Source organism: Corynebacterium ulcerans (assembly GCF_000767685.1).
Classification (GTDB): domain Bacteria; phylum Actinomycetota; class Actinomycetes; order Mycobacteriales; family Mycobacteriaceae; genus Corynebacterium; species Corynebacterium ulcerans.
Genome location: NZ_CP009622.1, coordinates 2,171,970 through 2,198,435, shown reverse-complemented (window position 1 = coordinate 2,198,435; position 26,466 = coordinate 2,171,970). Strand labels below are relative to the sequence as shown.

Here is a 26,466-nt window from a genome sequence, read left to right as displayed (position 1 = left end):
GACTATGCTCCCGGTCGAAGCAGAAGCGCTTGCCCCGACCGCATAAGACAAACGTATAGCACTGCTAAAAAGTTCCATCTTTGCGGGGGATGCTCTACTGCTCCTTGGAATTATTCTCAGGATACGCTGATTGCTTTCCCGGAGGCGTGGCTGCAGGTGGTGCAGCTGCGGGTGGTGCTGGTGGCACGGCTACCGGGGGCACAGCGCTTGGTGGAACAGGGATAGGCGGTGCTGCAACTGGCGGCACAGCCGCTGGAGGAGCTGCTGCTGGAGGAACTGGTGCCGGTGGTGTGGCGACAGGCGGAACAGCGCTAGGCGGAACAGCGCTAGGCGGCATCGGTATAGGCGGCACAGTCGGAGTAGGCACCTGTGGGGGTTGTGGCATCGGCGGGGTTCCACCTGGTGGGGTGGGGATAGTCGGTGCCGGAATAGACGGCGGTTGTGGCGCGGCCGGAGGCGCTGCGGTGGGTTGAGCTGTGGGAGGCTCCGGCGTGGCCGCAGGCTTCTTCTTTGGTTGGCGGACGGGTGGATCCAGGAATACCCGGTCCTTGGGTTCGGGGAGCTGGCCGTCGATAAGCACGGAATCGCGGAGCATCAGCGCGACGTCGTGGACCTTGGGCGCTTTTTGTGCGTCGGCAACGGATTTAACGCCAGTACTGAGCATGGAGTTACAGAAGGGGCAGCCCACGGCGATTTCTTGAGCGCCAGTCTTGATGGCCTCGGCCGCACGGTTTTCATTGATGCGGGTGCCGAGTTTTTCTTCCATAAACATCCGGGCGCCGCCGGCACCGCAGCAGAATCCCTCGTTTTTGGTTCTCTCCATCTCCGTGAGATCCATCCCCGTTGCACTAAGAAGTTCACGGGGTGGGTCGAAGATTTTATTGTGACGGCCCAGGAAGCATGGGTCGTGATATGTGATGGGCTTGCGATCTTCAGGCCGGCGCGGAACCGGAGTGAGGAGTTTTTCACGTACCAGGCGGTTGAGTAGTTGGGTGTGATGGAAGACATCAAAGTGTCCGTCAAAGTCCGGGTACTCGTTGCGCAGCGTGTTAAAGCAGTGCGGGCACGTGGTGATAATTTTGCGACTGCCCTGTGGAACCCCATCAAAAACATTATTGAGGGTATCCACGTTCTCTACGGCGAGCATCTGGAAGAGGAACTCGTTACCGGCGCGGCGCGCGGGATCGCCGGTACAGGTTTCACCTTTGGAAAGCACCGCGAATTTAACCCCAGCGACGTGCAGTAGCTCGACGACGGCACGCGTTGTTTTCTTGCCGTCCTCGTCAAAGGCGCCTGCGCAGCCTACCCAGAAGAGGTACTCAGTGTCGGAGAAGTCTGTAACATCCTCGCCTAATACGGGCACCTCGATGCCGTCGCGGCGGGCCTCGTCAATCCACGTCTTCCGCTCGACGGAGTTTCTTCCCCACGGGTTGCCTTTAGTCTCAAGGTTTTTAAACATCCCCGTCAGCTCAGAGGGGAAGTCAGATTCTGCGAGGACCTGGAAGCGCCGAAGATTAGCTACGTGATCGATGTGTTCTATGTCTACGGGACATTGCTCGACGCATGCACCGCAGTTAGTGCAGGACCACAAAACATCGGGGGAAATCACATGTGATTCTCCTACTAACTTGAGCACGTCGACGTGAGCGTGGGAATCATCCGCGGCAAAGGCGGTGGGGTCTTGTAAGTAGGACGACTGCGCGACTGCTGCGTCACGAATATCAGTGACAAAGAGCTTCGGGCTGAGAGGCTTTTCGGTGTGCCAGGCGGGGCACTGCTCTTGGCATCGGCCGCATTCGGTGCACGTGGTGGCGTCGAGAAGCATCTTCCAGGGTGCGTCTACAAGGCTGCCTACGCCGAGGCTATCCTCTTCTTCCACGTTGTCCATCGTGAGCTGTTTCGCTCCCGAATACATCGGCTGCAGTTTGCCTAACGCCGGGCTACCGTCAGGATGACGTTGGAAGAAGATGTTGAAGAATGCCAGGAATCTGTGCCATGCCACACCCCATGTCAGGTTGTGAGCAACGACGATAAGCCACACCATGCCGCTGAGTAGCTTTACCAGGGCAAAGGCGCTGACCAGAACTGGACTGCTGGGGAGGAGCTTGGCTAGGTACATCGTGGAAAAATCCGCCCAGGCGGAGCCGTCTCCAAACGTGGCGATCTTGGCGGCTTTCACCAGAACCATGCCGAGGCCCTCAATAAAGACAACAGCTTCCACAAAGTAGGCCGCCTTGGCGTTGGAGCCATAAAAACGGGAAAAACGGCTGCGTATGCCTGCGTTGAGACGGATCACGATGAGGAAAAGAATTCCAAAGACAGTGCCCAGGGCCAAGATTTCCTCTACAAGATGGTAAGCACGCCAATGTGAGAGGAAAGGCCAGCCACCTGCTGGGTTAAAGGTTTGGATGTATGCCTCGAACCAGACGATAGAGCCAAAGAGGAACCCCAACATGACAAACCAATGTGCAATAGCTACGGCTGGTTTGCGCATGAGTTCGGTGTGGAAGAAGACTTCCTTGCATGTTTGCCAAGCTCTGCGCACGGGGTTATTCATGCGACCTGGGGACGGTTGCCCAGAAGCAATGAAAGAATAGAGACGCCATGCCGCGCGGAGGAAGAAAAACCACGCGGGTAGCGATAAGACGATGCCGAAAACGCCCAGCACTACAGTGGTGGGCGTGACTGCACTGGCTGCTGCAAGCGGCATGCGGTAAATCACGATCCTTGAGGGGGAAACAGCTAAAACGGGATGAGTACTGCTCTCTACCTTAAAGTAATCGCTGGCGTAGGCCGATAACTAGCAAGCGGTGGCTTGCATTAGTTAATCAGAAGCAGATGGGAGCTCCTTGAGCCGTATGGATCGCGCGCTGCCAAGCGTCCAAGTCGCGACCCGTGGGTAGCGAGGAAGCATCAGCCCACAGGGTGTGCACGATTCCGCGTTCCCGGAGAGCTTCAACTAAATCTTTTCGGCCGAGTGATTTTCTCACGGAAGAGTAATCGCTGGGTAAAGATATAGCTGCTAAGACTGCATTACGCACATCCGATGCATCGGCAAAATCGGCGATAATGACCGAATCGTAATAGTCCTCCAAGCGAGTCTTCGCTAAAACATCGGGATGGATATTCCCGATAACACGGATAGAAGACCCGAAGCCTGAGTCATGAGGAGGCTGTGGTGCTTGGATGAAGGGGCTGATTCCGGCGGGAACGGGGGAGTCGTTAATAAGGTCGACGTGGATTGCGTGTGGACACTGCAGGAGCAGATCGGAGGCATAGAGACCAGTTGCGTTAGCGCCGACGACGGCGATGCGAAATGTGGAGGACATTGCTGGTTACCTTTCTGCTCGTGCTGTGCTTTACGACGTTCCGACCTGCCATTACTTTGAGTAAAGCAGATATAGACAGGTTGGTACTTAACTTTAACACCATATTGTCTAGAAGGGGAGGGGATAGGTGTGCTGCGGGGGATGGTTATCGCAGTAAACGCTGTTGGGGTTAACTTTCTGTTTACCTTGATCATGTTGGCTACTCGGAGGAATGACTGACTCGAGAAAGTAGAGCGACAATGGCGGACAGCACTATGCTGACCACACCGTCCACTGAGGGCGCCGGTTCAGATCGATGGTGGCACCTTACTTTTGGTGGACTCTTGGCGATTACGCTGATTGTTTTCACCCTGTGGTCATTCGGCTACGTGGGCGATACCGCTAACAAGGGTATTTTGATCACCACAATATTGTTTGGTGTTTTCATGGCCTTCAATATTGGCGGTAATGACGTAGCTAATTCCTTTGGCACCTCTGTGGGTGCGGGGACCCTCACCATGAAGCAAGCCCTGGTTATTGCGGCCATTTTTGAAGTTTCTGGTGCGGTTCTTGCAGGCGGTGAGGTTACCGATACGGTGAAATCCGGGATCGTGGATCTTGACGCCATCGATTTAAGCCCGCACCATTTTGCTTTCATTATGATGGCGTCTCTTCTGGGGGCTGCAGTGTGGTTGTTGCTGGCTACCCGGATGGGATGGCCGGTGTCTACTACCCACTCGATCATTGGTGGCATTGTGGGAGCATCCCTAGTGCTGGGCTTTACTCAGGGCCTCGGCGGCTGGGAAATGGTGCAATGGGGAGAAATCGGTCAGATCGCGTTGTCATGGGTTCTCTCTCCCGTGTTGGGGGGCCTGGCTGCGTGGCTGTTGTTCGGGTTTATTAAAAGGCACATTCTGGTTTATAACGAAGATGCGGACGAGCAATTGCGGCAAATTAAGTCTGACCGCATTGAGCTCCACAAGTCTTTCAAGGCGTCTTTTGAGCGCTTGAATGAGATTCAGCAGCTCGCGTATACCAATGCCATGACGCGCGACGCTGCGTTGATCCAGGAGCGCGATTTTGATCCTAGTGAGCTGGAGTCCGAGTATTATCGCGATCTCTATCGTATTAACCACCGCCGCGATAACCTCAACACCCATCAGGCCCTGGAAAATTGGGTCCCCTTGCTTGCTGCAGGTGGAGCGGCTCTGATCGGTGCGATGATGCTCTTTAAGGGGCTGAAAAACCTTAACTTGCACATCAGTACGTTGGGGAACATCCTGATTCTTGGGATGATCTCTGCCGTTGTGTGGATGGCAGTGCTGATTTTTTCTCGGACCCTCAAACAGCAAGAACTCTCGCGAGCAACGTTTGTCATCTTCTCCTGGATGCAAGTCTTTACGGCATCGGCATTCGCCTTTTCCCACGGTTCTAATGACATCGCGAATGCGATTGGCCCGTTCTCTGCAGTGCTAGATGTCTTGCGGACTGACAGTATTAACGGCAAGGCTGCTGTTCCTACCGCACTGATGGTTACCTGCGGTGTCGCGTTGATCGCTGGCCTGTGGTTTATCGGGCGCTATGTGATCCATACGGTGGGATCGGGGCTTACGGAGATGCATCCGGCGTCCGGGTTCTCGGCTGAGTTGGCTGCGGCTGCGGTCGTGATGGGTTCCTCTGTCCTTGGACTTCCCGTGTCTTCTACGCATATTTTGATCGGTGCAATTCTGGGTATCGGCATTGTGAACAAAGCTGCCAACTGGCGCCTGATGAAGCCCATCGCGATGGCGTGGGTGATCACGCTTCCGGCTGCGGCTTTTGTATCCGGTATGGCCGTGCTTGTTTTGAATGCTATTTGGGGTTAAGCGGAAGCTTGAGGCTCAGCACCGTCACAGTTGTATTAGGTGTGACGGTGGAAAATGTAAGTTTTCCATTAAGTTGAATTTATGAAAATGGCGTCGTTCTAAAAGGGGGTCAACTCTGCCGCCTTGGGGCTACTTGCAAAGTGAAATCATTTAGGGGGTAAATGGCCCTAGAATGAGTGAGGTAGGTGGGGCGAAAAACACATTGTGTCTCTTTTCACTAAAACTAAAGTTGGTGGTAGGGGCATGTAATGGGGTTCAGATTCATCAAGGACGAGTTCAAGATATTGAAATTCAATTGTCTTCTTGATAGTTCTTTCTAAGTAATACCTAACCCTTCATTCTTAGGAAAGATCTTTCTATGCGACGTTCCCCCTCGTTCCTTGCGCTGTGTTCCAAGCGCAGTGGAGCAGCACTATTGTCCATGGCCCTTGCCGGAAGCGTTCTTGTTGCTTGCGGCGACCCCAGCCACAAAGAAGCGAGCGGTGAGGAAGGGTACCCGTCTCGAATTGTGCTAGCTGATCGCGAAGCCGGCGATGGCTTCCATCCGGCCACTGGATATGGTCAAACTGGCGTAAGCCCGGTGTATGACGGTCTGTTGCGTCCAGAATCAGCTGGTCCAGATCGAATCCCGAACTTTGTTCCAGCGTTGGCCTCCGCAATGCCTGAGCACAACGCTGATGCAACTGAGTGGACAGTGAAGCTGCGTGAGGGAGTGAAGTTCAGCGATGGCTCGGACTTTGATGCTCAAGACGTGAAAGCCTCTTACGACATGGCCCGCAATATTGATGCGGGATCGCAGATTGTTGCTCGCTATGAAGTCATCAAAGAGGTAGAGGTCAAGGATCCTCACACCGTGGTGTTCAAGCTGAATCACCCACTTGCTGAGATGAATTCACGGTTGCTGTACGCAATCGCCCCTTCGGAGAAACTGAAGGAAGATGGGCCTATCACCAAGGCAGAACTGAATACCAAGCCAGTAGGTACCGGCGCTTATAAGCTGGTAGAAAACCGTGGCGATGAGGTCGTATTCAAAGCTAATGAGGATTACTGGGGTGGGGCACCTCAGGTGAAAGAAATCGTAGTGACCACTGCTTCCGATGATGCAGCGCGTGCACAACGTGTCGCGGCCGGAGAGGTCGACGGCGCTGCCATTCCGCCGGCACAGGTCAACTCGGTGAAGGGCAAAGACGGTATTGAGGTTGTTTCTACCAAGACGGCTGACTGGCGTGGAATTTCCTTCCCTAAGGTCCCGGAACTGCAAGACGTCAAGGTCCGCCAGGCCCTTAACTTTGCCGTGGACCGTCAGGCATTCGTGGATGGGCCGCTGGGTGGCTACGGCACAACCTTGGAGACCCTGATCTCGCCACTGTACGGCGACGCACACGACTCGTCGAAGACTTTCGGCTACGACGTAGCCAAGGCAGAGAAGCTTCTCGACGAAGCCGGCTGGAAGAAGAATGCCGCAGGTATGCGTGAGAAGGACGGCAAGCCCTTCCACATCCCTCTCTACTACGCATCTAGCGATACCACGCGTCGCGACATCGCTATTGAGTTTGCTTCCCAGATGAAGAAGCTTGGCTTGGATTTTGAGACCAAGGCTGGAACGTGGGATGAAATCGGCCCGGCTTTGGGCAAGGCAGCAGCAGTGCTTGGCGGCGGTTCGGCTCCTTATGACGTCACCATCATGGCGTACGAGTACCTGCATACCCGCACACCTTCTACCAGCAAGTGGGCTAACCCCGGCGATTACGGCTCTGAAGAGCTGAACAAGCTTCTCGACGAAGCCCGCAGCGAGGTGGATACCGCTAAACGCAACAAGCTGTGGCAGAAGGCTCAGGCAATGTACATGGACGATCCGTCGGCTCTGTGCCTGCTCAACCTTGAGCACGTTTACGCAAGCAAGCGTAACGAGTGGAAGAAGCCAGAAAACCTACTCGAGCCTCACATTCATGGTGTCACCTGGGGACCATGGTGGCGTGTCGCCGAGTGGACCAAGTAAGCCGCCCCATCTTTGACGTATAGCTCCGTGCGTTTTGGCACCGGAGCTATACGCATTCTCTACGGAAGGATCTTTTTCAGTGTTGTTGCCTGGAAGAAGAGACAACCTCGACGGTATAGGTGTGATGGTGGGGCTGCGCCTGCTTGTTATCGCATGTACTACGGTCGTAGTTACGTTCATTATGTTTGCTTTGGCGGCATTGTCGCCGTTTGATCCGCTCGCTCATTATTTGGGCGCTGAATATGGCGATTACACCGATGACGAGCGCGCGCGAATCGCAGCGTCATTGGGAGTAGATAGGCCTTGGTGGCAGCAATGGCTGCAATGGTGGGCTGATGTTCTACGGGGCGACCTTGGATGGTCGCGTGTTTACAATAAGTCGGTCGCAGATGTGATCTGGGAGCGGCTTCCGTGGACGATTGTGTTGTCTTCAGTTGGCCTGCTCCTCATGCTCGTGATCGCTGCAATTCTGGGTGTCTGGGCTGCTCGTCGTCCTGGGGGCCTGGTAGACCGCTCTGTTAACGCGATCGGAGTTTTCGTGGCGGCTACTCCGTCATATATTTATGCGCTCGGTGCTGTTCTCTTTTTTGGAGTGTTTTTGCACGTCATTCCTGTGGGTGGAGCGTCACGCGTTGGCGATGTTCCGTCGCTGTTGACAGTGGGGCCGTACTTGATTGCGCCCGCTATAGTGTTAGCGGTTTCGCAACTGTCCTGGCCGTTGCTGACCATGCAGCAGTCCACGCTTGAGGCATCGCAATCCCCGGCGGTCGCCAATGCACGACTACGGGGACTAAGTGAGAAAACTATTCTTGTGCGCCACGTGCTTCCGTTGTCGCTGATGCCCTTGATTACATTGATTGGCGCGCGCTTGGGTGAGCTGGTTGTGGGGGCCGTGATCGTGGAGACCGTGTTCTCTTGGCCGGGATTGGCTCAGGCGACCGTGGAGTCTGCGATTGCAGTTGATTTCCCGCTGTTGGCCTTCACCACGGCTGCCACCACGGTCGTCGTAATGCTAGGTTCGCTGGCCAGTGACGTTTCTTACATGATTATCGACCCGAGGGTGAGCGATGTCTAAACAAGCTAAATCTCCCGTGGCAATGCACGTACAAAAATGGGCTAAGTACCATCGAATCAGCATTTCCGTCTTTATCGGTGTGGTTTTGTACGGCTTGCTGATCCCCGTCTTTTTTGATGCTGGGAACCCGAGTTTTTCTAAAGCGCTGAAGCCTCCAAGTTCCACTAACTTTTTTGGCACCGATCACTTTGGTTTTGACCTCTTTGTCCGCACAGCGGAGAGTTTGCGGGTATCGCTTGTCATTGGCTCGCTGTCAGCGCTAGTAGCTACAGCGCTCGGCGTAATAGTCGGATTGGTTGCTGCTGCAGTGGGCGGACGCACAGACCGGATAATCATGCGACTCAATGATGCGGTGAACTCTATTCCGCACTTGATTCTTTCAGTGGTCATTGTTGCATTGTTCCGTGGTTCACTTGTCGCAATTGTGCTTTCTATTGCGCTAACGCACTGGTCTCCGGTTGCCCGCATTGTTCGTTCTTCTGTGCTTGCAGTACGAACTTCGGATTATGTGGATGCGTCTTATGCCGCTGGCGGTCCCTTCAAGTGGGTGCTTATTAAGCATCTAGCTCCTGCAGCTGCTGGTCAGGCCGTGGTTGCCATGATCATGCTGATGCCCCACGCTGTGTGGCACGAGTCTGCTTTGTCATTCTTGGGATTGGGCATCCAGGCGGATGAGCCGTCGTTAGGCACTCTTATGGACCTAGCGCGTGAGGACATCATGCGGGGCGCTTGGTGGGCATTAGTGTTCCCTGCAGCCGTATTGCTGGCCACGACGCTTTCTGCTGTGTCGCTGGCACGAAAGGTTCCTGAGGTTGTCACTGACCTTGATGTCACTGAAGCCGAGGAACAGATAGAGACCGACGTGGTGGCTCCGAGCACGGGCATGGAAGTTCACAATGTGAGCGTTGTGGTACACGGAAAAGACGCTTCGCAACAGCGTATTCTCAAAGATGCGTCGCTTCATGTGGAACCCGGTTCTATCCATGGTTTGATTGGTGCCTCAGGCTCTGGCAAGACCACCTTGGGCAAATCAATTGTGGGAATTGCGCCGCAGTATTCCAAGTTGATAGGGCGCGTGAGTGTCGCAGGGAAACCGCTGGCATGGGGAGAGAAAGACTTTTCTAAGATCCGAGGAACAGTAGTTGGCTTTGTTCCGCAATCCGCAGCGCAGTCTTTCACACCAGTGCGCCGACTGGGTACTCAGCTGCAAGAGATTATTGATCGACACCAGGGCAAAAATACTGTTCCGGAGCTATTGCGTACTGTTCATCTTCCAGAGGAGACCGCGGAATTCTTCCCGCATCAGCTTTCTGGCGGTATGGCGCAGCGAGCAGCCATTGCAGCCGCTTTGGCTGGCAACCCTACCTACCTCATCGCCGATGAGCCGACCAGCGCATTGGATCCGCAGCTTACCTCCGATATTTTGGCTCTGTTCAAAGAAATTGCGGACTCTCAAGGCGTGGGAATCTTGGTGATCAGCCACGACATAGAAGACCTACGGGAATCCGAGATCTGCGATACCGTCTCCGTGATGAGGAATGGCGAGATCATGGAAACCGGCCCTGCTCGTAAGGTTCTGAACACACCAGATCATGCGTACACACGTGCGTTGTTGGCAGCACTGCCTAGTGGCGGATTAAAAGTTACGGAAGGACTTGAACGTGGATAACACACAGAACCTTCGCGCATCCGCGGTAACTGTTGAATTTACTAAGAACTCACCCGTTCTAGAGAACGTAAGTATTGAGATTGTCCCAGGTCAGATGATCGGTTTGGTGGGGCTTTCTGGATCAGGCAAGACAACACTGGCTCGGCTACTAGCCGGAAAGATGAGCCCGACCCTGGGGAAGGTGCTCATGGATTCTCAAGAAGTTTCTACGCGGCGAGGCCACCGTAATCCGGATATTGCCACCATCAATCAGTCACCTCGAGACGCGTGTTCTCCGCGGTGGAAGATTAAAGACATCATTGCAGAGCCACTGCGTATCGCTGGCAAACTCGATGAAGACGCCATTGCAGTACGAGTGAACGAATGCGCTGATGAAGCGCTTGTCGACGCCACCCTGCTGGACAGGTTGCCTCATCAAGTCAGTGATGGCCAGTTGCAGCGTGCCTGCATTGCTCGTGCATTGGCGCAGGCGCCGCGATTCCTTATTTGCGATGAACCGACGTCAATGCTGGACCCACTAGCTACGGCTGCCGTGGTGTCCTTGTTGCGTCGACAAGCTGATAACGGAGTGGGAGTGCTGCTTATATCCCACGATCATCGCTTACTCGCAGCGTGTGCGGATACCGTGCTTGAGATGGATCAATTGAAACAATCGTAACTAATAAAAATGAGGCCCTGGGTTTTCCAGGGCCTCATTTTTATTAGTCGTCTGTGGGGTTTGAAGGAGCTTCTTCCTTCTTAATGACCACATTTGACGTTTTTCTCAAACTTAGTTTGGTGAGTTGTTCCTTGAGATTTCCCCAAGCCTGCTCGCCATTAATGGGAGGAGTTGCTTCTTCAGCCGTGGCCAGCTCGATTTCGTCGAGAGTTATTTCTCCCGCGCGCAGGGCCACTAGCTCAGAGTGATAGCGGATAAGAACAGCCAAGGTAGCTGCTACTGGGACGGCCAAGAAAGCTCCGACAACGCTAAACAGCGCGGAACCAATGGTCACAGAAAGCAAGACCACTGCCGCATGCAGATTCATAGCCCTGGACTGCAATACGGGTTGCAGAATGTGGCCTTCGATCTGCTGCACAGCGATGATGAGGATGAGCGCAAAGATAGCGTTAGAAACACCGTTACTCACCAGAGCAATGACCACAGCAAGTGCTCCTGCGGTGAAAGCTCCCACGATAGGGATAAAACCACCAAAGAAGGTCAGGACTGCCAGGACTAGTGCAAGCGGAACTTTGAGGATGAGCAAACCGATTCCGATGAGGACTGCATCGACCAAGGAAACGATAGCTTGCGCCCTGATAAAACCGGCGAGAGCATTCCAAATACGAGTGAGTACCTCGGTAAGGTGCCATCCTACGTTAGGGCCGGTGAGCCTACGCACCATAGGTAGGAAGCGGGTGCCGTCCTTGAGGAAGAAGAAGGACAGGATAAGCATCAGAATAATTGTGATAAGGATCGATGATGCTGTGGTAAGCCCGGAGAACACACCGTTGGCGATGTTGCGCGAGTGCTCTTGGAGGGTCTGTGTCAGGCTTTGGATATAGCCATCAACCTTCGATGTATCCAAGTTGAGTGGACCCTGTTCAGCCCATTGCAGCACTCGATTAATGCCTTCGGTAGCGCGATCGACGAGATCTTTCGACTGAGAACTCACGCTCGGGGCCATTGCCGCAAAGATGCCTCCGATGGCGCCAAAGAATCCGATAGCCACGATGATGACTGCGGCCGCTGGCGGTACCTTCCGAGCTCGCAGCCACCTCACCGGCGGCCACAGAACCGTGCACAGCAATAACGCAAGGATGACGGGCAGCACACCTTGCCATACGGTGGCTAGGCCGCGCCATGCCATAACGCTGGCTATGACCACGATAATAAAACGGAGCGCCCAGCCGGAAGCCCACCGTGCGTCGGCGCCAAGAATGATCGCGCGGTCTTTACGAGGAGTCTCGCTAGCTGGGATGGTGAGTGGTTCTGATTCCTCGACAGCAGAGTTTAAAAGATCGGAGATGTCACGATCTTGTGCCGTATTAGCAGTCGGGGAGCTGGGGTTCTTATGCGTATCCATCAGAAATAAGGATGCCACAGCTGTGGAGATTTAAGAATCGTTGGAACAAAAATACATCCCCCAAGTAAAGTTTTCCTCTTTATAGGGGGATGTGGTTGGAGCAAAAGGTTATGAATATTACCTGTCTAGCCACGACGTCGATAAGCATTTAACTCATTAAAAGCTTTTATTATAAATAAATTTAATTAAAAAGAGTAGCATGCCATTGTTACGAGTCTCGGAACTTGTGACGTGTACGACAGTTCCTGACCCCCTCATGAAGGACATGTTTGTTTGCATTGCCGCCGCTTGTGGGGCTGTGAGCGTGACGATCAAAGCAAGCAGGAGAGAAGGTGCCTTCTATGAAGGAAAACCTAAGCAGAACGTCAAGCACATCTGTCATGATTTCTCTGGTCCTGGTGATCGCAGGAGTGATCACGCTTCTTTATCCAGTAGCTGCAGCCTATATCTACAATGCATCCCACGCTCGGGAGGCTCAAAAATATATCGAGTCGCAAAAAGGTATGTCTGACGCAGATAGAGAGCGATGGATTTCCCAAGCTCAAAGCTATAACGACCGACTAGCGCATATCCCAATATTAGATCCGTGGCTGTCGCGGGTTTCTAAAGATAGCGGGTTATATCGTGAGTATTTAGCCCAGCTTAACGCGCCGGGCACGGACGACGCGGTTATGTCGGTAGTCTCTATTCCCTCAATCAATACGACGCTTCCGGTGTTTCATGGGACCGACGATGATGTTTTAGATAAGGGCTTGGGGCATATCTACGGATCATCGTTGCCGGTGGGAGGGGACGGCACCCATGCGGTTATTACCGGACACTCAGGGCTGGCAGAGGCCACGATGTTTGACAACCTGGAAAAAATGCAGGTTGGAGACATGATCTATGTAGACACCGTGGGCAAAGTCCTCACCTACAAAGTGACCAACACTGAGGTTGTGCTCCCCGATGAAATTGAGAGTTTAAGGGCGCAAAGCGGAAAAGACTTGCTCACCTTGATCACATGCACCCCTTACGCGATTAATACGCATCGGTTACTTGTGCATGCGGAACGTGTGGAGACGGGGGAGGAAAATCTGCCGCAGTCTACCGGGGGATGGGAAAGCTGGATGCTATGGAGAATCCTGGCCTCGCTTGTGATCCTGGCTGTGGTTTTAGCGATTTACCTGCGCAGACGGGCTAAAAATAATGAGATACGAGAGAGCTTAGCTAATGCTGAAACAAAATAAACTAGTGCTTATACGACTAGCTGCGGCTGCCGTGATGGGGATGACGATCTTGTTCCCTTCACCGGTAGCTTTCGCCCGTCCCGCAGTATCTGTGGATTCTGTTCAAGCATCGACCATCGATTCAACTCGTACCGCAAGCCTGACCATCGAATTTAAAAATTCTCCAACTGCCAGCGGAACACTATCCGGGATCCCCGTGCGTATTGCTCGCATCAGCAACATCGATCTGACCACCCAAGAAGGCTGGCTGGCTGCATCCAAACTGTCTGTTTCCGAGGCCCTTCGGCAGCCAGAAGCTCAGTCCTGGCAGGCGAAGACAGACAATGCGGGGCGCGTACGCTTTGATAACCTCCCCATCGGATTGTATAAAGTCCAACCCGTCGCGGGCTCTGACCATGGTTTTGAGCCTTTTATTGTTCCGTTGCCGTCTTCTGCTCAGACAGGTGAGTGGAATTACGATCTCGTGGTTCATCCCAAACCTAAGCACAAAGAGGATAACGACCCTACGAAGCCATGGTGGGATTCAACGCTTCCTCCTCTTCCACCAAAGACACCACAGCCTCCGCAACCGGCTACTAGTGCTCCATCGGTGCCCAACCCACAGCCGGATAAACCGGACAAGAAAAATCCAACGAACTCACCGTTAGCGCGAACAGGCGCATCAGTCATAGGCGTTGTGCTCTTGGGTGTTCTCTTAGCGGCCCTGGGATTTGGCGCAGTGATGTGGAATAAGAAAAACAACCGAGGAGATGACGAGTAATCATGATCGTTACTGTAAAAAAACAGCTCCAGCGAGCGACGCGCCACATGGTGGCCGTTGCAGCTGTGTTGGCCATCATGGTTGCTGCACTGGCATTTCCCTTCACTGAGACGACGCCCCCGGCGCAAGCCCAGACAGCGCCAGCACAACCTCAGAATCCTGACCTTGACCTTAATAAATGCGGCGCCTCTGTCGCCTTTGTTGTAGACCTTTCCAACTCTCTGAGCCAAGCAGACCTGGAAAACCAGAAGAAGACGCTGCGGGAAATGGTGAAGTCTCTGGAGGGCGCGCCTTACACGTTTAGCCTCTATACCTTTGCGAGTGCAGCTCCTGCGTATGGTGAGGGCAACGAAAATCTCAAAGCCATATCGCTTCGCGATCCAGCACAGGTTAAGCAACTAGAAGATCGCATTAACACGTTGTATCTTCCAGGTGAAGCGCATGGTGGCACTAACTGGGAAGCTGGACTAAAACAAGTTGCGGATGATATTGAAGCTGGCACGAAATACCACACAGTCTACTTCATTACAGATGGTCAGCCTACATGGAATAACAATGGAAGAAATTACCTTGGAAATACTACTGAGGTAACCGAGGTTTCTGCTGCCGTTGCCCAGAAAGACCGTTTTGCCAAGTTTAACACCGAACTTATTCCCATCGGCGTTGGAAAAGTCATTCAGGACAAGAACCCGCAGAATATCTATGAGCCGAGTTCTTATTACGATTACTATTACGGTTACTGGCAGGTGGCGGAGCGTTTAACCGCAGAAGAAATGCTGCGAAAGATTGCGACTACACCTGCAAAGACGATCATTTCTCCTGATTACGAGAAGTTAGTGACTGATCTACAAAAGAACTTTGTCACTGGTTGTTTACTAGTGAACAAAGAAATTGTGGACGGGGATAGCGCTGTTATAGAGGCGGGCGCCGGATGGCACTTTGATTTGAATGGAACCGGCGTTCCCCAGAAAGAGCTGATAACTAATGACCGTGGCGTCGCTGCTATCGCAGTAGGAGATTTTAGTCAGGGGACACCGCAGGTAACCATCACTGAAAAACAACAGGACGCATTCCAACTCGTAGAGGAAGGCAAAGGAGCAGTTACTTGCCAGGCGTTCCAGGCAGGTGGGGAGCCTAAACCCATTGAGAGTAAAAAGACAGAAAAAGGGGTACAGATAACCCTCGATCCGGCGAAAATTACCTCCTGTACCTTCTCCAACGTGCCCAAGGTTCCGGTGGAGATAGGCAAGGACGTAGTCACTCCTCATTCGGTGTTGTCGCCCACCGTCAGTGGACGGAAATTCGATTTCAACTACACCTGTACGTATCAGGGCAAGGAAGTCGCAAAGAAAGAAGAAAAAGGTCTTCTTTCCGGTGACCGCCGGCAGATCGGTGACCTGCCGCTCGGCACAAAGTGCGTGGTGGAAGAGTCTCAGCCGCAGGTCGATGAGAAGCTCTACACGCTCAAGACGACGTGGGCGACCGATAACGTGGAATCGGCAAACACAAATGACCGCAAGATTGAATTTGTTGTGGGGAAGAAAGCCTATGACGATAACGGCAGGGTCTCAGCAGTAGCTACCAACACCTATGAACCGGTTATGCGGACGTTCAAGCTTTCCAAGCAGGTTGTGAATCGTGAGAAGATCCCGGCCTCGTTGTTGCCCAAGAGCTACCCGGTGAAGTACACGTGTCGCTATGTCCCGGATCGCACGCAGCGGCCGGAAAACGGTGGTAATGCGCAGCCTTTATACGTGGCAAACGGTGAGGTTAATATCCCGCTCGACGGCGAGGCTACTATTGGCCCCCTGCCCGTGGGTACCGAGTGCGCCTTCATCGAGGAAGGAACCCCTGCGAACCCGATTGCTATCGAGGGATACGATCTCACGCCGTCGTGGCAATCAAACGTGTGCGTGAATGCTGGAGAAGGCTCTTCTGATCTGAAGAATTGCCAGGGCAACTACTTCTGGCTCAATCCCGATAAGGCTACGGAGCCGCAGACCAAGGCAGTCAATGACTACGAGCCAAAGCGCGGATCCATCATCATTGAGAAGAAAGTAAGCGGAAAAGACGCTGACCTGGGGCGTGAACGAGAGTTCATCTTCGATGCGGTCTGCCGCCGGGAAGGCATAGAGGTCTTCAAAAAAGAGGGCATCAAAGTCGCGGGCGGACAGGCTTTGCGTATCGACGGCGTGCCGGTGGCCTCCACCTGTACCGTGAGCGAGCGCGACGTTGCGGTAGAAAATGCCACGGTGAACAAGGCTGCCGATGTACAAGTGACGGTTGGCCCAGCTAATGAAACGCCGCGTAAAGCGCTGATGACTAATGAGTTTGTGAGGGACCAAGGTCCCATCACGGTGAAAAAATCCGTCGATGTGAGCGAGGTGCTGGACGAAGCAAAGCGTGCAGAGCTCCAGGGTGCTTCCTTCACGGTGAAAGCGCAGTGTGTTGTTCCGGCCGAGGAGTCTCCGCGTTCCGTTGAGGTCACTCTGACCGATGGGGAAACGAAGACCTTGGGCACCTTCCCCGTGGGAACGCAATGTTCCCTCACGGAGGACTATGACGTGCCAGATGGAGTGGAGCTGGATAAGAGTTTCAGCACCAACGTGGCCACGGTGGAATCGAAGGCGGGAACGTCGGTAGACGTCAAGAATGTATTTTCTACTCCGAACGGTGACCTCACCATTTCCAAGAAGGTTGCTGTGTTGAAGGAAGACGTGGATGACTTAGACGACTACGTTCCTAAGACCTTTAGCTTTGGGTTGACCTGTACCGATGGAACGAACAAGAACTTCTCCCTCGGCGCCGAGGCGGAAGAAGTGATCAGCGGTATCAAGGTAGGCGCTGAGTGCACGTTGACGGAGAATGCTACGCAGCACTCGCAAGAGGTTAGTGAGACAACGTCCATGGAGGGCGTCGATAAGAGCGTGACCGGAAAAGTGATGACATTTACCATGCCGGAAGCCGGGCAAGCCGCCACCATCGATGTTCGCAATGAGTACAAGCCTGCCCTGGCAAAGCTGACCCTGAACAAGAAGGTCAATGCGACGTATCAGGGTAACGGACAGCAAGTCCCAGACAACATCATCCAGGGGCTGTTCGCAGATACTAAGTTCCAATTCACATACACCTGTAGTCGCGGCGGCAAGGAACTGCTCCAAAGCACTGCGCAGATCGGCAGGGGAGAATCCATTGAGGTAGAAGTTCCTGTTAACGCCTCATGCTCCTTTACTGAGAACACGGTGGAAGTCGATGGGTTGGAAGGGCCTACGCTCAGCCTTGACGGCGACGGGCACATGGATGCCGAGAAGACCGATGCCTTTGTTGTGGATAACGTCGCAGGTGCGACCACTAGCACCGTGACCAATAACTACAAGGTCAAGACCGGTAGCTTCAACCTACGCAAAAAGGTAGGCGGAGACGGCATTAATGCGATTAGCAAAGACCGGAGATTCGATTTCTCCTATACCTGTACCTATAACGGACAGGTGATACGCGAAGGGACTATGAATATCGCCCGCTTTGAATTGGGAGGCGAGCATAAGATAGACAACCTTCCTATTGGCACGGAGTGCCGCGTATCGGAGAACCTTGACACCCCGCAGTTGGCTAACCACAAGCTCGCGCTGACCTGGGCGGTGACCGCAGACCAAGACGGCAACGGGACCGAGACCTCGTGCACCTTGGCGGAAAACTGCGAGAATGCTCAGGGTGAGAACTCTGCGGTGATAAAGATCCGCGAAGCTGAGGATGCTAACGCTGCAGAACCTAACTTCCAAGGCACCCTTGTTCTGTGGAACTCCTATACCGCAGACAAGCTCAAAGTGCAGGTGACTAAACAACTCACGGGAGACGGGCCAAGCCTGGCCTCTGATGAGGACTTTGTGTTTAGCCTAGTGTGTAAAGATCCAGGTAGCGAGCGCACAATTACCGCACAGCGCACTATCCGGGGAGCCGGAAACGGGCTGTTTGCTACCGCAAATGCACCGGATCAAGAAGCCGTGGAGATCCCGGTGGGATGGTCATGCATGATTAAAGAGGATCAGATCAACCGCTATGACGCAGATGTGAAGGTGTCCTTTGAAGGCGCAACGCTAGAAACGCCTCTCACGGATACGGCGGGAGCCACGGCAGCTTTCAAGATCGCTGGGGTGCCTGATTCCACTCAGAACGTGACGGTGATAAACGACTATGCACGTAAGCGTGCACAGCTGCGCGTGGCCACGAAGTATGTGGGCAACCAGCAGGGAAATGTTAACGAGTACCTCACAAACAAAGAGACCTTTGGTGTGTCCTGGCGGTGCGAAGACCCACTGACAGACCAAGTGCATGAAGGTTCTCTCAGGGTTCCCGCTGACGGAAAGCTGATAGAAATTCTGGGTAAAGACGGCAAGCAACTTCCGGTCTCCGTGGAGTGCGAGCTTACTGAGGATACCTCTGACAAGGTTCCTGCCGAGTTTGCCGACAAGGTGAAATCAACGCACCGTGTTTATGCATCCCGTAAGGACCAGATCTTCCTGGATAAACCAGAGTCGATCACTATCAAGCCAGTGGACCTCCAGGTAGGCAATGTCACAGACGTGGTGTTTGAAAATAGTTATTGGATGGACACCATGGTCTTTACCGTCCAGAAGTACCTCGAAGGTCCTAAAGACGCCTTGGGAGAAAATCCCCAATTCCGGTTTAGCTATCGTTGCGAGCTGCCATTGCTTCCCACGCAGCCTGTTCCGGAAGCCTTCCGGGCAGGGGCAACGTCACCTACTGGATCCCAGACGGTCAAGGGAACCTTTGATATTCGGCATAACCAGAGCTGGGTTGCACCAGGTGCTCCTACAGGAACGCGTTGTTGGATTTCGGAGCAGTTGACTGAGGAGCAACGGGCTTTGCTAGCTAGCAAGGGGCTGCGCCTGGAGCAAAGCACAACTCAGTTGTTTGAAGCTACCCCTACTGAGCAGGCCAACCAGTCCCTTGAGGAGCAGATCGCTAAGGCAAAGCGCACGCCTATTCGTCCCGATGAAGAGGTTGAGCTCAACGCCGAGCAGGGTGGAGACATCATTTATATCAACAGCCTGTATCGCACTGAAGGGTCGATTTTGATTGAGAAAGTGGATGCCAAGGGCGCTCCACTGAAGGGATCGAAGTTCTCGATTTTCCGTGCGGAAGGTGATCGCCCCGCAGGTGAGCCTCTCTTTACGGATATTGTTCCTGAGGATCAGCGGCCTCTATCGCTTGCTCCTGGTAGCTATTACCTTGTAGAGACCACTCCTGGCGAAGGCGCCCAGTTGCTCCCTCAGGCTTGGCGATTCAATGTGGTGCCCACGGGAGATCAGGAAGGCGATCTGCGGTTTACCCTTGATCCGCAAGCCACCGATTCAGGGCTAATCAGCGTGAGCCGTAAGAACGAAAACGATCCAACGAGCGCGTGGGTTATTCAAGTAGCCAACGTGAAGACTGGAGAGCTGCCGTTGACTGGTCGTGGCGGACGCAAGCTCTTTACGATCATTCCAGTTGTTCTTCTGCTTCTCGCCGGCGGTATTTATGCTTGGCGACGTCGCAACGAATAGTTGAGCTAGCGCATTGAGCGCGGCCCGCGGTGAGTGCTTTGTAGGATAAGGCGCTCGCCGCGGGCTTTGCGTGTCTTGTGGGGTATGGGTGAACTGCGGAAACGGGGAATTTTTAAAAAAGTTGAGTCTTGTGGGAACAACTTTGTGGGTAGTGTCGTTATGCATAGTGTCAGGTTGAGTGACGGGCACTCAAGGTATCTGGTAAGTTCATTACTTGTAGTTGGACGGTCCGGTAAAATTGAGTCAGGGTCAGTCAACTTTAAGTAAAAACGTTTAAAGATAAAACCAAACACTCAGGAGGACATCACATGGGACGCGCAGTAGGAATTGACCTCGGTACCACCAACTCGGTGGTTTCCGTACTGGAAGGCGGCGAGGCTCAGGTTATTGCTAACTCTGAAGGCTCCCGCACCACCCCTTCGGTGGTTGCATTTGCTAAAAACGGTGAGGTGTTGGTCGGTCAGTCCGCCAAGAACCAGGCTGTGACCAACGTTGATCGCACTATCCGTTCTGTTAAGCGCCACATCGGTACCGATTGGACCGTAGGTATCGACGACAAGCAGTACACCCCGCAGGAGATTTCTGCTCGTACGTTGATGAAGCTCAAGAGGGACGCAGAGTCTTACCTAGGTGATGAGGTCACTGATGCCGTTATTACGGTCCCAGCATACTTCTCCGATGCTCAGCGTCAGGCCACCAAAGAGGCCGGCCAGATCGCAGGCCTGAACGTTCTGCGTATTGTCAACGAGCCTACTGCTGCCGCTTTGGCTTATGGCCTGGAAAAGGGCGAGAAAGAGCAGACCATCCTCGTCTTCGACCTCGGCGGCGGAACCTTCGACGTCTCCCTTCTGGAGATCGGCGATGGAGTTGTTGAAGTTCGCGCAACCGCTGGTGACAACGAGTTGGGCGGCGACGACTGGGACAACCGCGTGGTCGAATGGCTCGTAGACAAGTTCAAGAGCAGCAACGGCGTGGATCTGTCCAAGGACAAGATGGCTATGCAGCGTCTTCGCGAGGCCGCTGAGAAGGCAAAGATCGAACTGTCTTCCTCCCAGTCTGCGACCATCAACCTTCCGTACATCACCGTCGATGCAGATAAGAACCCACTGTTCCTGGATGAGACCCTTTCTCGCACTGAGTTCCAGCGCATCACCCAGGATCTGCTTGATCGTACTAAGGCACCGTTCAACCAGGTGATCAAGGACGCAGGTGTTTCTGTTTCCGAGATTGACCACGTTGTGCTGGTCGGTGGTTCCACGCGTATGCCTGCCGTTTCTGAGCTGGTGAAGGAACTTACCGGTGGCCGCGAGCCTAACAAGGGTGTTAACCCAGACGAGGTCGTAGCCGTAGGTGCTGCACTCCAGGCTGGCGTTTTGCGCGGCGAGGTCAAAGACGTTTTGCTTCTCGACGTCACCCCGCTCTCCTTGGGCATTGAAACCAAGGGCGGCGTGATGACCAAGCTGATCGAGCGCAACACCACCATCCCAACCAAGCGTTCTGAGACCTTTACCACGGCTGAAGACAACCAGCCTTCTGTCCAGATTCAGGTGTTCCAGGGCGAGCGAGAAATCGCTGCTCATAACAAGCTGCTTGGCTCCTTCGAACTCGGTGGCATTGCTCCAGCACCGCGTGGCATTCCGCAGATCGAGGTCACCTTTGACATCGACGCCAACGGCATCGTTTCCGTGTCTGCTAAGGACAAGGGAACCGGCAAGGAAAACACCATCAAGATTCAGGATGGTTCCGGTCTGTCTCAGGAAGAGATCGATCGCATGGTCAAGGATGCAGAGCAGCACGCAGAAGAGGACAAGAAGCGTCGCGAGGAGCAAGAGACTCGCAACTCCGCTGAGACCATGGCATACCAGACCCGCAAGTTCTTGGAAGAGAACGGCGAGAAGGTCTCCGAGGAGCTGAAGACCAAGGTTATCGCAGCTGCCGATGCTGTCGATGAGGCACTTAAGGGTGACGACATCGAGGCCATCAAGACCGCCGTGGAGAAGCTGTCCACCGAGTCTCAGGAGATGGGCAAGGCAATCTACGAGGCAGAAGCTGCCAATGCAGGTGCTGCTGACGCTGCTTCCCAGGCTGATCCGAATGTCGTCGACGCTGAAGTTGTTGACGAGGAGGAAGAGAAGAAGTGACCCAATCCCACGGTATGCCTGATAACCCGGGCGATCCCGAGCACACCGATCCAGAGGCAACCTCTGCGGAGCGTGCAGAGGCTGCTGCAGAGGAAGCAGAGCGCGCAGATCAGGGGAGCCTTGAGTCAGACATCGACCCCACGTTGGAAGCTGACCTCGAAGATGCCCTTGCTGACATCGACGCTGAGGTAGCAGCGCAAGCTGCTGAGCCTACGCTGGAAGATCAGCTTGCGGAAAGGACTGAGGATCTACAGCGCGTGAGCGCAGAGTACGCGAACTATCGTCGCCGTACCGAGCGTGAGCGCCAGGTTGGGATAGAGGCTGCTAAAGCGCAGGTTATGACGCAGCTTCTTCCGATACTTGACGATCTTGACCTTGCTGAGAAGCACGGTGACCTTGCAGAGGGCCCACTGAAGGCTTTCCGCGACAAGTTCGTCGGTGTGGTTGAAGGCCTGAAGGTCACCTCGTTTGGTGAGGAAGGCGATGCCTTTGACGCTGAGCGCCACGAGGCTGTTCAGGACCTCTCATCTGGCGATGAGAAAGTCCTAGGGACGGTTCTGCGCCGGGGCTATCAGATGGGCGACCGACTGCTGCGCACCGCGATGGTGATCATTGCTGATCCTGCGGAGTCTGCTGAGTAATCACACCCGCAGAATGATGAAAGTGCATACAAGGGCGCGGGGCTTTTCTACACGAGAATCTTGCCGCGCCCTTTGTGCACGAGATAAAGAAATCTGCTAAACCCACGGACTCGGAAGAGAGCATTCTCAGACGATGTTCCCGAAAGGAGGAGATGCCCAATGGCTGTGAAAAACGAATGGGCTGAAAAAGACTATTACGCTGACCTAGGGGTCTCTTCGAAGGCAACAGAGTCTGAGATTAAAAAGGCATACCGCAAGCTTGCGCGCGAGAACCACCCTGATTCTCACCCCGGTGACAAAGCCGCGGAAGAGCGCTTTAAACAGGTTGCAGAGGCCTATGACGTGGTGGGCGATGAGTCCAAACGCAAGGAATACGATGAGTTTAAAGCCATGATCGCTAGTGGCGGTATGCGTGGTTTTGGACAGAACGGAGGCGCCGGATTCCCCGGCGGGTTTCGGACGCAAGAAAACTTCGACTTCGGAGACATTTTCGGGAATCGATCTGGATCGGGTGGAGGCTTCTCTCAAGAAGGTGGTCTTGGGGATATCTTCGGTGGCCTTTTCAACCGCGGCGGTGGTGCTCGCAGCACAGTTAGGCCGACGCGGGGGGCGGACGTCGAAACGCAAATAACCCTGGATTTCCGTGAAGCCGCAAAGGGAACCACAATCCCGGTGCAGCTGACTGGCGATGCACCATGCTCTACCTGCCATGGCTCGGGGTCTAAGAGTGGTGCTCCCACCACGTGTAGCCACTGTAACGGCACGGGGTTTACCTCAGAAAATAGAGGAGCCTTTGGGTTTTCTGCACCTTGTAAACACTGCGGAGGCACGGGTAAGGAAATCACAGACCCATGCCCTGACTGCAACGGCACGGGTACGGTGCGTCGGACTCGGTCCATCACCGTGCGTATTCCTGTGGGCGTGATTGATGGACAGAAAGTCCGACTCGCTGGACAAGGCGAGGCGGGACCCAACGGCACACCTGCCGGTGACCTTTTTGTGACTGTGCATGTGCGTAATGACAAAGTTTTTACGCGCTCCGGAGACGATCTGGAAGTGGCGGTACCGGTGTCCTTTGCAGAACTCGCACTGGGTGACACGGTTTCAGTGCCCACGCTAGGCATGCCGGTTCGGGTTCGTATCCCTTCAGGAACTCCTGATGGTCGCGTCCTGCGCGTTCGTGGCAAAGGTGTGCCTAAACGGGACGGAAGTGCAGGTGATTTGCTGGTCAAAGTTCAGGTCCAGGTTCCCAAAAACCTTGACGCTGCCCAAGCTAGTGCCTTAAGGGCTTATGCTCAGGCAGAGAAGGATTCCGGATTCGATCCCCGCGCGGATTGGGACGGAAAATAACACGGAGGAGGTGTAAAGGATGACAAGCAGAAATAATTCTGAATTTGGCGAGGTCTTTGTCATCTCCGTGGCCGCTGAACTATCTGGAATGCACGCTCAGACGCTGCGGACTTATGACCGGCTCGGCCTGGTCACCCCCCAGCGCACCCGTGGAGGCGGACGCCGGTACTCCCGCTCTGATGTGGAACTACTGCGTACCGTTCAACGCCTGAGTCAAGAAGAAGGCGTAAATCTTGCAGGTATTAAAGCGATCATCGAGCTCAAAAAAGATAACAAGAGGCTTCGCGACGAACTCGCGGCCGCACGTGAAGAGCTGGAGCAATTAAAGCAAAACGGCACTCGCTCTCGGGGAGAGATCGTGCACGTTCCTCGTTCTACGGCGGTTGTGATGTGGGAGCCGCGCCGGGGGAAGCGTTCCTAATTTTCTCAGCGCAGCATCGGTGCAGCAAAAGGCCCACGACTCACAGAATCCCCAATAACCGTGTGTGAGTCGTGGGCCTTAAGTTATGCGCCCGCGAGATTAGTTTTTGTTATCTGCTATACCGGCCTCCTTCATAAGCTTTTGGTAGTAAGGATCGTTGAAGAAACTACTGGTTTCCGTGTGGGAGCTATTCGCTCTCGGGGTTCTGGAGCCATTAGTTCCTAAGTCTGTGAGTGATATGCCTTTGGTGAGCTCAATCGCACGCTTGGTAAAGGCAAAATCGGTGGGCTTGAGAGTTGTGAGATCATCGCCGTCATAGGTGCGTCCGTCTCTATCGAGCGCGTAGGCAAAAGTTCCGCCCTTTTGGCCACCCTCCGGCTTCCAAGCAGCGACTTTCATTGCGCCAGAAGTATTGACATCGCCGATCGCCGTGAGGAAACGATTTGTGTCATTTTCCTCAGGGTGGGCGTACCCCGCCAGAAATTGGCAGGAGTTAATCTTGTCCCGGAACCCGTTCCATACTCGAGTGATGCTTTCCGCTGTGCCTTTGTCGTAGGTCTGGGCGAGAACATAATCCACCACGTCTGCGACGAGGGCGACTTGCGCTAGTTGGGCATTATCAAATGTGTCGTAGATGAGATATTTGTATCCCTCATCGCCAGGTTTCTTTCCAGCGTTTCCAGGCGCTTTTGGGCCCATGAGCTCCGAGAATGCACCCATGATCTTACGGAGCTGCCATCTGAGGTTTGTATACTTTTCTACCTCGCGGAGTTCCATATCTACGTCTAATCCGTCGAGATTATGCTTTGCGACGTACTCCTCATATACCTCATGGGCAATCTCTCGGTACTTGGAATCGTCTTCCCTGGACTGCCCGTAGAGACCTTTTTCTTTAATCTTATTGAGGAGCAACTTTGCGCCGATTGTCCGAACAACCTTGGTGCCGCGTTCTTTGAGCGTGGGATGGTACTCCTTATCAAAGGTCTCCCAGAACCGCTGGTCGCTCTTTTGGTTGTCTGGCACATGGAACAGAGAGACCATATCTACCTGTTCCGGAATATCGGTGAGCTTGGTGTGAAGGTTGTCCTTCCACTTGTCTCCGTCGTTAAGCTCAATAGCCTTATCACGCCACGTCCGGTAATACCCGAAGAAGATGGGTTTGGCGGCACACGTTGCTTGTGCCCCGACTTTATCCGCTTGTCCAGGGCTTGCAGCCAGCGGCGCATTGGACAAAGCGGCAGGAGCTGCCGAGGCTACAGTGCTCAAACTTGCAGCAAAAACAGCAGAAGTGATGCCTACTGTGGCAAAGCGTGAGACTGATCGAGTAACGTTTCGCATAGTAACCCTTCAATAAGAGATTGCTAAGAAGCGAGCTTCATATTAAGGGAATTATTAACCATAGGCAAGTTAAATATTAAAAAAATATAAGTGCCATATGGGGGAGGGTGTGAAGATGGTGGAAGTGGGCGGGAAATTTCCACCCACTTCCATTCATCGTTGGTATGTGTTGAAACTTATTCCTCGGGGAGTGTGGCCTCGCTGTTGGTGGCGGCCTTTCCTGGAGTTACGGTTGCTGAAGCTAGCTGTATGTCAGGCGTGGTGGTGCAGTTGGAGTGGGCTGTTGCGCTGATAATAAAAACGCGCGCCCGAACTGTGCCTGTAGTGACCTCTTTAGCGGTTTTAAAAACAACAGAGCTGCCGCCGGTGGCTCGGAGTTTGATGTTTAGTTCCGGTGCCGAGGTTGTGAGGGTGTCCCGATGGAGGGAGGCTGTCAATTTATCGGAAATCGTGAGGATTCCGTTGGATATTGCGAGACCTTCCTGGGGTTCTGCAAGTTGGACGTTGTCCCCAACGTGTATATTGACTGCGCTTTTCTCCATTCTGATGCTGCCGATTTTCTTTAATGCATCGTTGCGGATTTGAACGTCGGAAAGCTTAAACTTTGCCACAAAGGTCTCTCCCACGGCGACTTTTTCTGGAATGGAAACGTCAAATGTCGTTTGAGTATCCTGAACGGTCTTTCCGTATCTTCCTGCGTCTATCGTGCAGTGCAGTGGCGCCGCCACGGGGGAGGCGTAGGCGGCGTGGGGAAGCGCTCCGACAAGTAGAGACGTGGCGATGATTCCGGAGTAGATGCCAATTTTTCGAAGATGTCGCATGAGAAACTCCTCGTTACCTTGTTTTTGGATAGTGAAAAGCAGTAGATCCTTGTGGTGATTAGGGTGAAATTCTTTTAGGGTCTTACTTCAATTTTAACTGAGATTTATATTTACTTACCCCTGAAAAAGGTTGCGATTTTATTAAGTTTTTAATGGGGGTAAAAATTGCAAAATTTGCAAAACGCGCCTCTTGCGAGCGTCTATGGGGATTGGTCGGGGTTG

At 53.7% G+C, this 26,466-nt stretch carries 17 protein-coding genes; 12 read left to right on the top strand and 5 right to left on the bottom strand.

Annotated elements, in window-relative coordinates; translation table 11 throughout:
- Positions 1-94 precede the first annotated feature (94 nt).
- Both CULFRC11_RS09885 and CULFRC11_RS09880 read right to left on the bottom strand, forming a co-directional pair.
- Entirely contained in the window at positions 95-2,710 is a 2,616-nt protein-coding gene (locus CULFRC11_RS09885) for a (Fe-S)-binding protein (RefSeq protein WP_023636421.1), read from the bottom strand.
- A gap of 118 nt (positions 2,711-2,828) precedes the next feature.
- Positions 2,829-3,329, bottom strand: coding sequence for a hypothetical protein (locus tag CULFRC11_RS09880; protein WP_023636420.1), 501 nt, complete (start codon positions 3,327-3,329; stop codon positions 2,829-2,831).
- Positions 3,330-3,568: 239 nt separating this feature from the next.
- On the opposite strand from CULFRC11_RS09880, the gene CULFRC11_RS09875 reads away from it, so the two are divergent.
- The 5 genes from CULFRC11_RS09875 to CULFRC11_RS09855 all read left to right on the top strand — a co-directional run bounded on the left by CULFRC11_RS09875 (position 3,569) and on the right by CULFRC11_RS09855 (position 10,574).
- The gene (locus tag CULFRC11_RS09875; RefSeq protein WP_023636419.1) at positions 3,569-5,173 is read left to right on the top strand and encodes an inorganic phosphate transporter; all 1,605 of its coding nucleotides are present in this window, start codon (positions 3,569-3,571) and stop codon (positions 5,171-5,173) included.
- A 358-nt stretch (positions 5,174-5,531) separates the two neighbouring features.
- Positions 5,532-7,172: an ABC transporter substrate-binding protein gene (locus CULFRC11_RS09870; RefSeq protein ID WP_023636418.1), complete on the top strand. Its 1,641-nt coding sequence runs from the start codon at positions 5,532-5,534 to the stop codon at positions 7,170-7,172.
- Between the two features lie 124 nt (positions 7,173-7,296).
- A complete protein-coding gene (locus CULFRC11_RS09865; RefSeq protein ID WP_046096664.1) occupies positions 7,297-8,247 on the top strand; it encodes an ABC transporter permease in 951 nt (316 codons plus the stop codon).
- A complete protein-coding gene (locus tag CULFRC11_RS09860; RefSeq protein WP_023636417.1) occupies positions 8,240-9,916 on the top strand; it encodes an ATP-binding cassette domain-containing protein in 1,677 nt (558 codons plus the stop codon). Before CULFRC11_RS09865 ends, CULFRC11_RS09860 begins: the two co-directional genes overlap by 8 nt.
- Positions 9,909-10,574, top strand: coding sequence for an ABC transporter ATP-binding protein (locus CULFRC11_RS09855; protein WP_023636416.1), 666 nt, complete (start codon positions 9,909-9,911; stop codon positions 10,572-10,574). Before CULFRC11_RS09860 ends, CULFRC11_RS09855 begins: the two co-directional genes overlap by 8 nt.
- A gap of 43 nt (positions 10,575-10,617) precedes the next feature.
- Here CULFRC11_RS09855 and CULFRC11_RS09850 read toward each other — a convergent pair whose 3' ends face one another.
- Positions 10,618-11,979 carry an AI-2E family transporter gene (locus tag CULFRC11_RS09850; RefSeq protein ID WP_023636415.1) on the bottom strand — a complete coding sequence of 454 codons (1,362 nt, stop codon included), beginning with the start codon at positions 11,977-11,979 and terminating at the stop codon, positions 10,618-10,620.
- Between the two features lie 332 nt (positions 11,980-12,311).
- Here CULFRC11_RS09850 and CULFRC11_RS09845 point away from each other — a divergent pair, with 332 nt between their 5' ends.
- From CULFRC11_RS09845 to CULFRC11_RS09815, 7 genes are all read left to right on the top strand, one after another.
- On the top strand, positions 12,312-13,208 hold the full coding sequence (locus tag CULFRC11_RS09845) for a class C sortase (RefSeq protein ID WP_051373212.1): 897 nt from the start codon (positions 12,312-12,314) through the stop codon (positions 13,206-13,208).
- A complete protein-coding gene (locus CULFRC11_RS09840; protein WP_023636413.1) occupies positions 13,192-13,968 on the top strand; it encodes an isopeptide-forming domain-containing protein in 777 nt (258 codons plus the stop codon). The genes CULFRC11_RS09845 and CULFRC11_RS09840 overlap by 17 nt, the downstream gene beginning before the upstream one ends.
- A gap of 2 nt (positions 13,969-13,970) precedes the next feature.
- Complete coding sequence (locus tag CULFRC11_RS09835) at positions 13,971-19,532, top strand: DUF5979 domain-containing protein (protein WP_038620833.1); 5,562 nt, start codon at positions 13,971-13,973, stop codon at positions 19,530-19,532.
- 308 nt (positions 19,533-19,840) lie between these two features.
- Positions 19,841-21,673, top strand: a complete 1,833-nt coding sequence (gene dnaK / locus CULFRC11_RS09830; RefSeq protein WP_023636412.1) for a molecular chaperone DnaK — start codon at positions 19,841-19,843, stop codon at positions 21,671-21,673.
- Entirely contained in the window at positions 21,670-22,314 is a 645-nt protein-coding gene (grpE, locus tag CULFRC11_RS09825; RefSeq protein ID WP_023636411.1) for a nucleotide exchange factor GrpE, read from the top strand. The genes dnaK and grpE overlap by 4 nt, the downstream gene beginning before the upstream one ends.
- Before the next feature lie 159 nt (positions 22,315-22,473).
- On the top strand, positions 22,474-23,664 hold the full coding sequence (gene dnaJ, locus CULFRC11_RS09820) for a molecular chaperone DnaJ (RefSeq protein ID WP_023636410.1): 1,191 nt from the start codon (positions 22,474-22,476) through the stop codon (positions 23,662-23,664).
- A gap of 19 nt (positions 23,665-23,683) precedes the next feature.
- A complete protein-coding gene (locus tag CULFRC11_RS09815) occupies positions 23,684-24,085 on the top strand; it encodes a heat shock protein transcriptional repressor HspR (protein ID WP_013912467.1) in 402 nt (133 codons plus the stop codon).
- A gap of 99 nt (positions 24,086-24,184) precedes the next feature.
- Here CULFRC11_RS09815 and CULFRC11_RS09810 read toward each other — a convergent pair whose 3' ends face one another.
- Together CULFRC11_RS09810 and CULFRC11_RS09805 are read right to left on the bottom strand one after the other, a co-directional pair.
- Complete coding sequence (locus tag CULFRC11_RS09810) at positions 24,185-25,423, bottom strand: EndoS/ChiA family endoglycosidase (RefSeq protein WP_023636409.1); 1,239 nt, start codon at positions 25,421-25,423, stop codon at positions 24,185-24,187.
- 176 nt (positions 25,424-25,599) lie between these two features.
- Entirely contained in the window at positions 25,600-26,244 is a 645-nt protein-coding gene (locus tag CULFRC11_RS09805; RefSeq protein ID WP_023636408.1) for a hypothetical protein, read from the bottom strand.
- Positions 26,245-26,466 lie beyond the last annotated feature (222 nt).

What these genes read in the sequence shown, in the direction of transcription:
- CULFRC11_RS09815 (WP_013912467.1), top strand. Translation starts at nt 23,684, where the DNA reads ATGACAAGCAGAAATAATTCTGAATTTGGCGAGGTCTTTGTCATCTCC.
- CULFRC11_RS09865 (WP_046096664.1), top strand. Translation starts at nt 7,297, where the DNA reads ATGGTGGGGCTGCGCCTGCTTGTTATCGCATGTACTACGGTCGTAGTT.
- CULFRC11_RS09875 (WP_023636419.1), top strand. Translation starts at nt 3,569, where the DNA reads ATGGCGGACAGCACTATGCTGACCACACCGTCCACTGAGGGCGCCGGT.
- CULFRC11_RS09810 (WP_023636409.1), bottom strand. Translation starts at nt 25,423, where the DNA reads ATGCGAAACGTTACTCGATCAGTCTCACGCTTTGCCACAGTAGGCATC.
- CULFRC11_RS09870 (WP_023636418.1), top strand. Translation starts at nt 5,532, where the DNA reads ATGCGACGTTCCCCCTCGTTCCTTGCGCTGTGTTCCAAGCGCAGTGGA.
- dnaK (WP_023636412.1), top strand. Translation starts at nt 19,841, where the DNA reads ATGGGACGCGCAGTAGGAATTGACCTCGGTACCACCAACTCGGTGGTT.
- CULFRC11_RS09860 (WP_023636417.1), top strand. Translation starts at nt 8,240, where the DNA reads ATGTCTAAACAAGCTAAATCTCCCGTGGCAATGCACGTACAAAAATGG.
- CULFRC11_RS09850 (WP_023636415.1), bottom strand. Translation starts at nt 11,979, where the DNA reads ATGGATACGCATAAGAACCCCAGCTCCCCGACTGCTAATACGGCACAA.
- CULFRC11_RS09840 (WP_023636413.1), top strand. Translation starts at nt 13,192, where the DNA reads ATGCTGAAACAAAATAAACTAGTGCTTATACGACTAGCTGCGGCTGCC.
- CULFRC11_RS09885 (WP_023636421.1), bottom strand. Translation starts at nt 2,710, where the DNA reads ATGCCGCTTGCAGCAGCCAGTGCAGTCACGCCCACCACTGTAGTGCTG.
- CULFRC11_RS09805 (WP_023636408.1), bottom strand. Translation starts at nt 26,244, where the DNA reads ATGCGACATCTTCGAAAAATTGGCATCTACTCCGGAATCATCGCCACG.
- dnaJ (WP_023636410.1), top strand. Translation starts at nt 22,474, where the DNA reads ATGGCTGTGAAAAACGAATGGGCTGAAAAAGACTATTACGCTGACCTA.
- CULFRC11_RS09880 (WP_023636420.1), bottom strand. Translation starts at nt 3,329, where the DNA reads ATGTCCTCCACATTTCGCATCGCCGTCGTCGGCGCTAACGCAACTGGT.
- CULFRC11_RS09835 (WP_038620833.1), top strand. Translation starts at nt 13,971, where the DNA reads ATGATCGTTACTGTAAAAAAACAGCTCCAGCGAGCGACGCGCCACATG.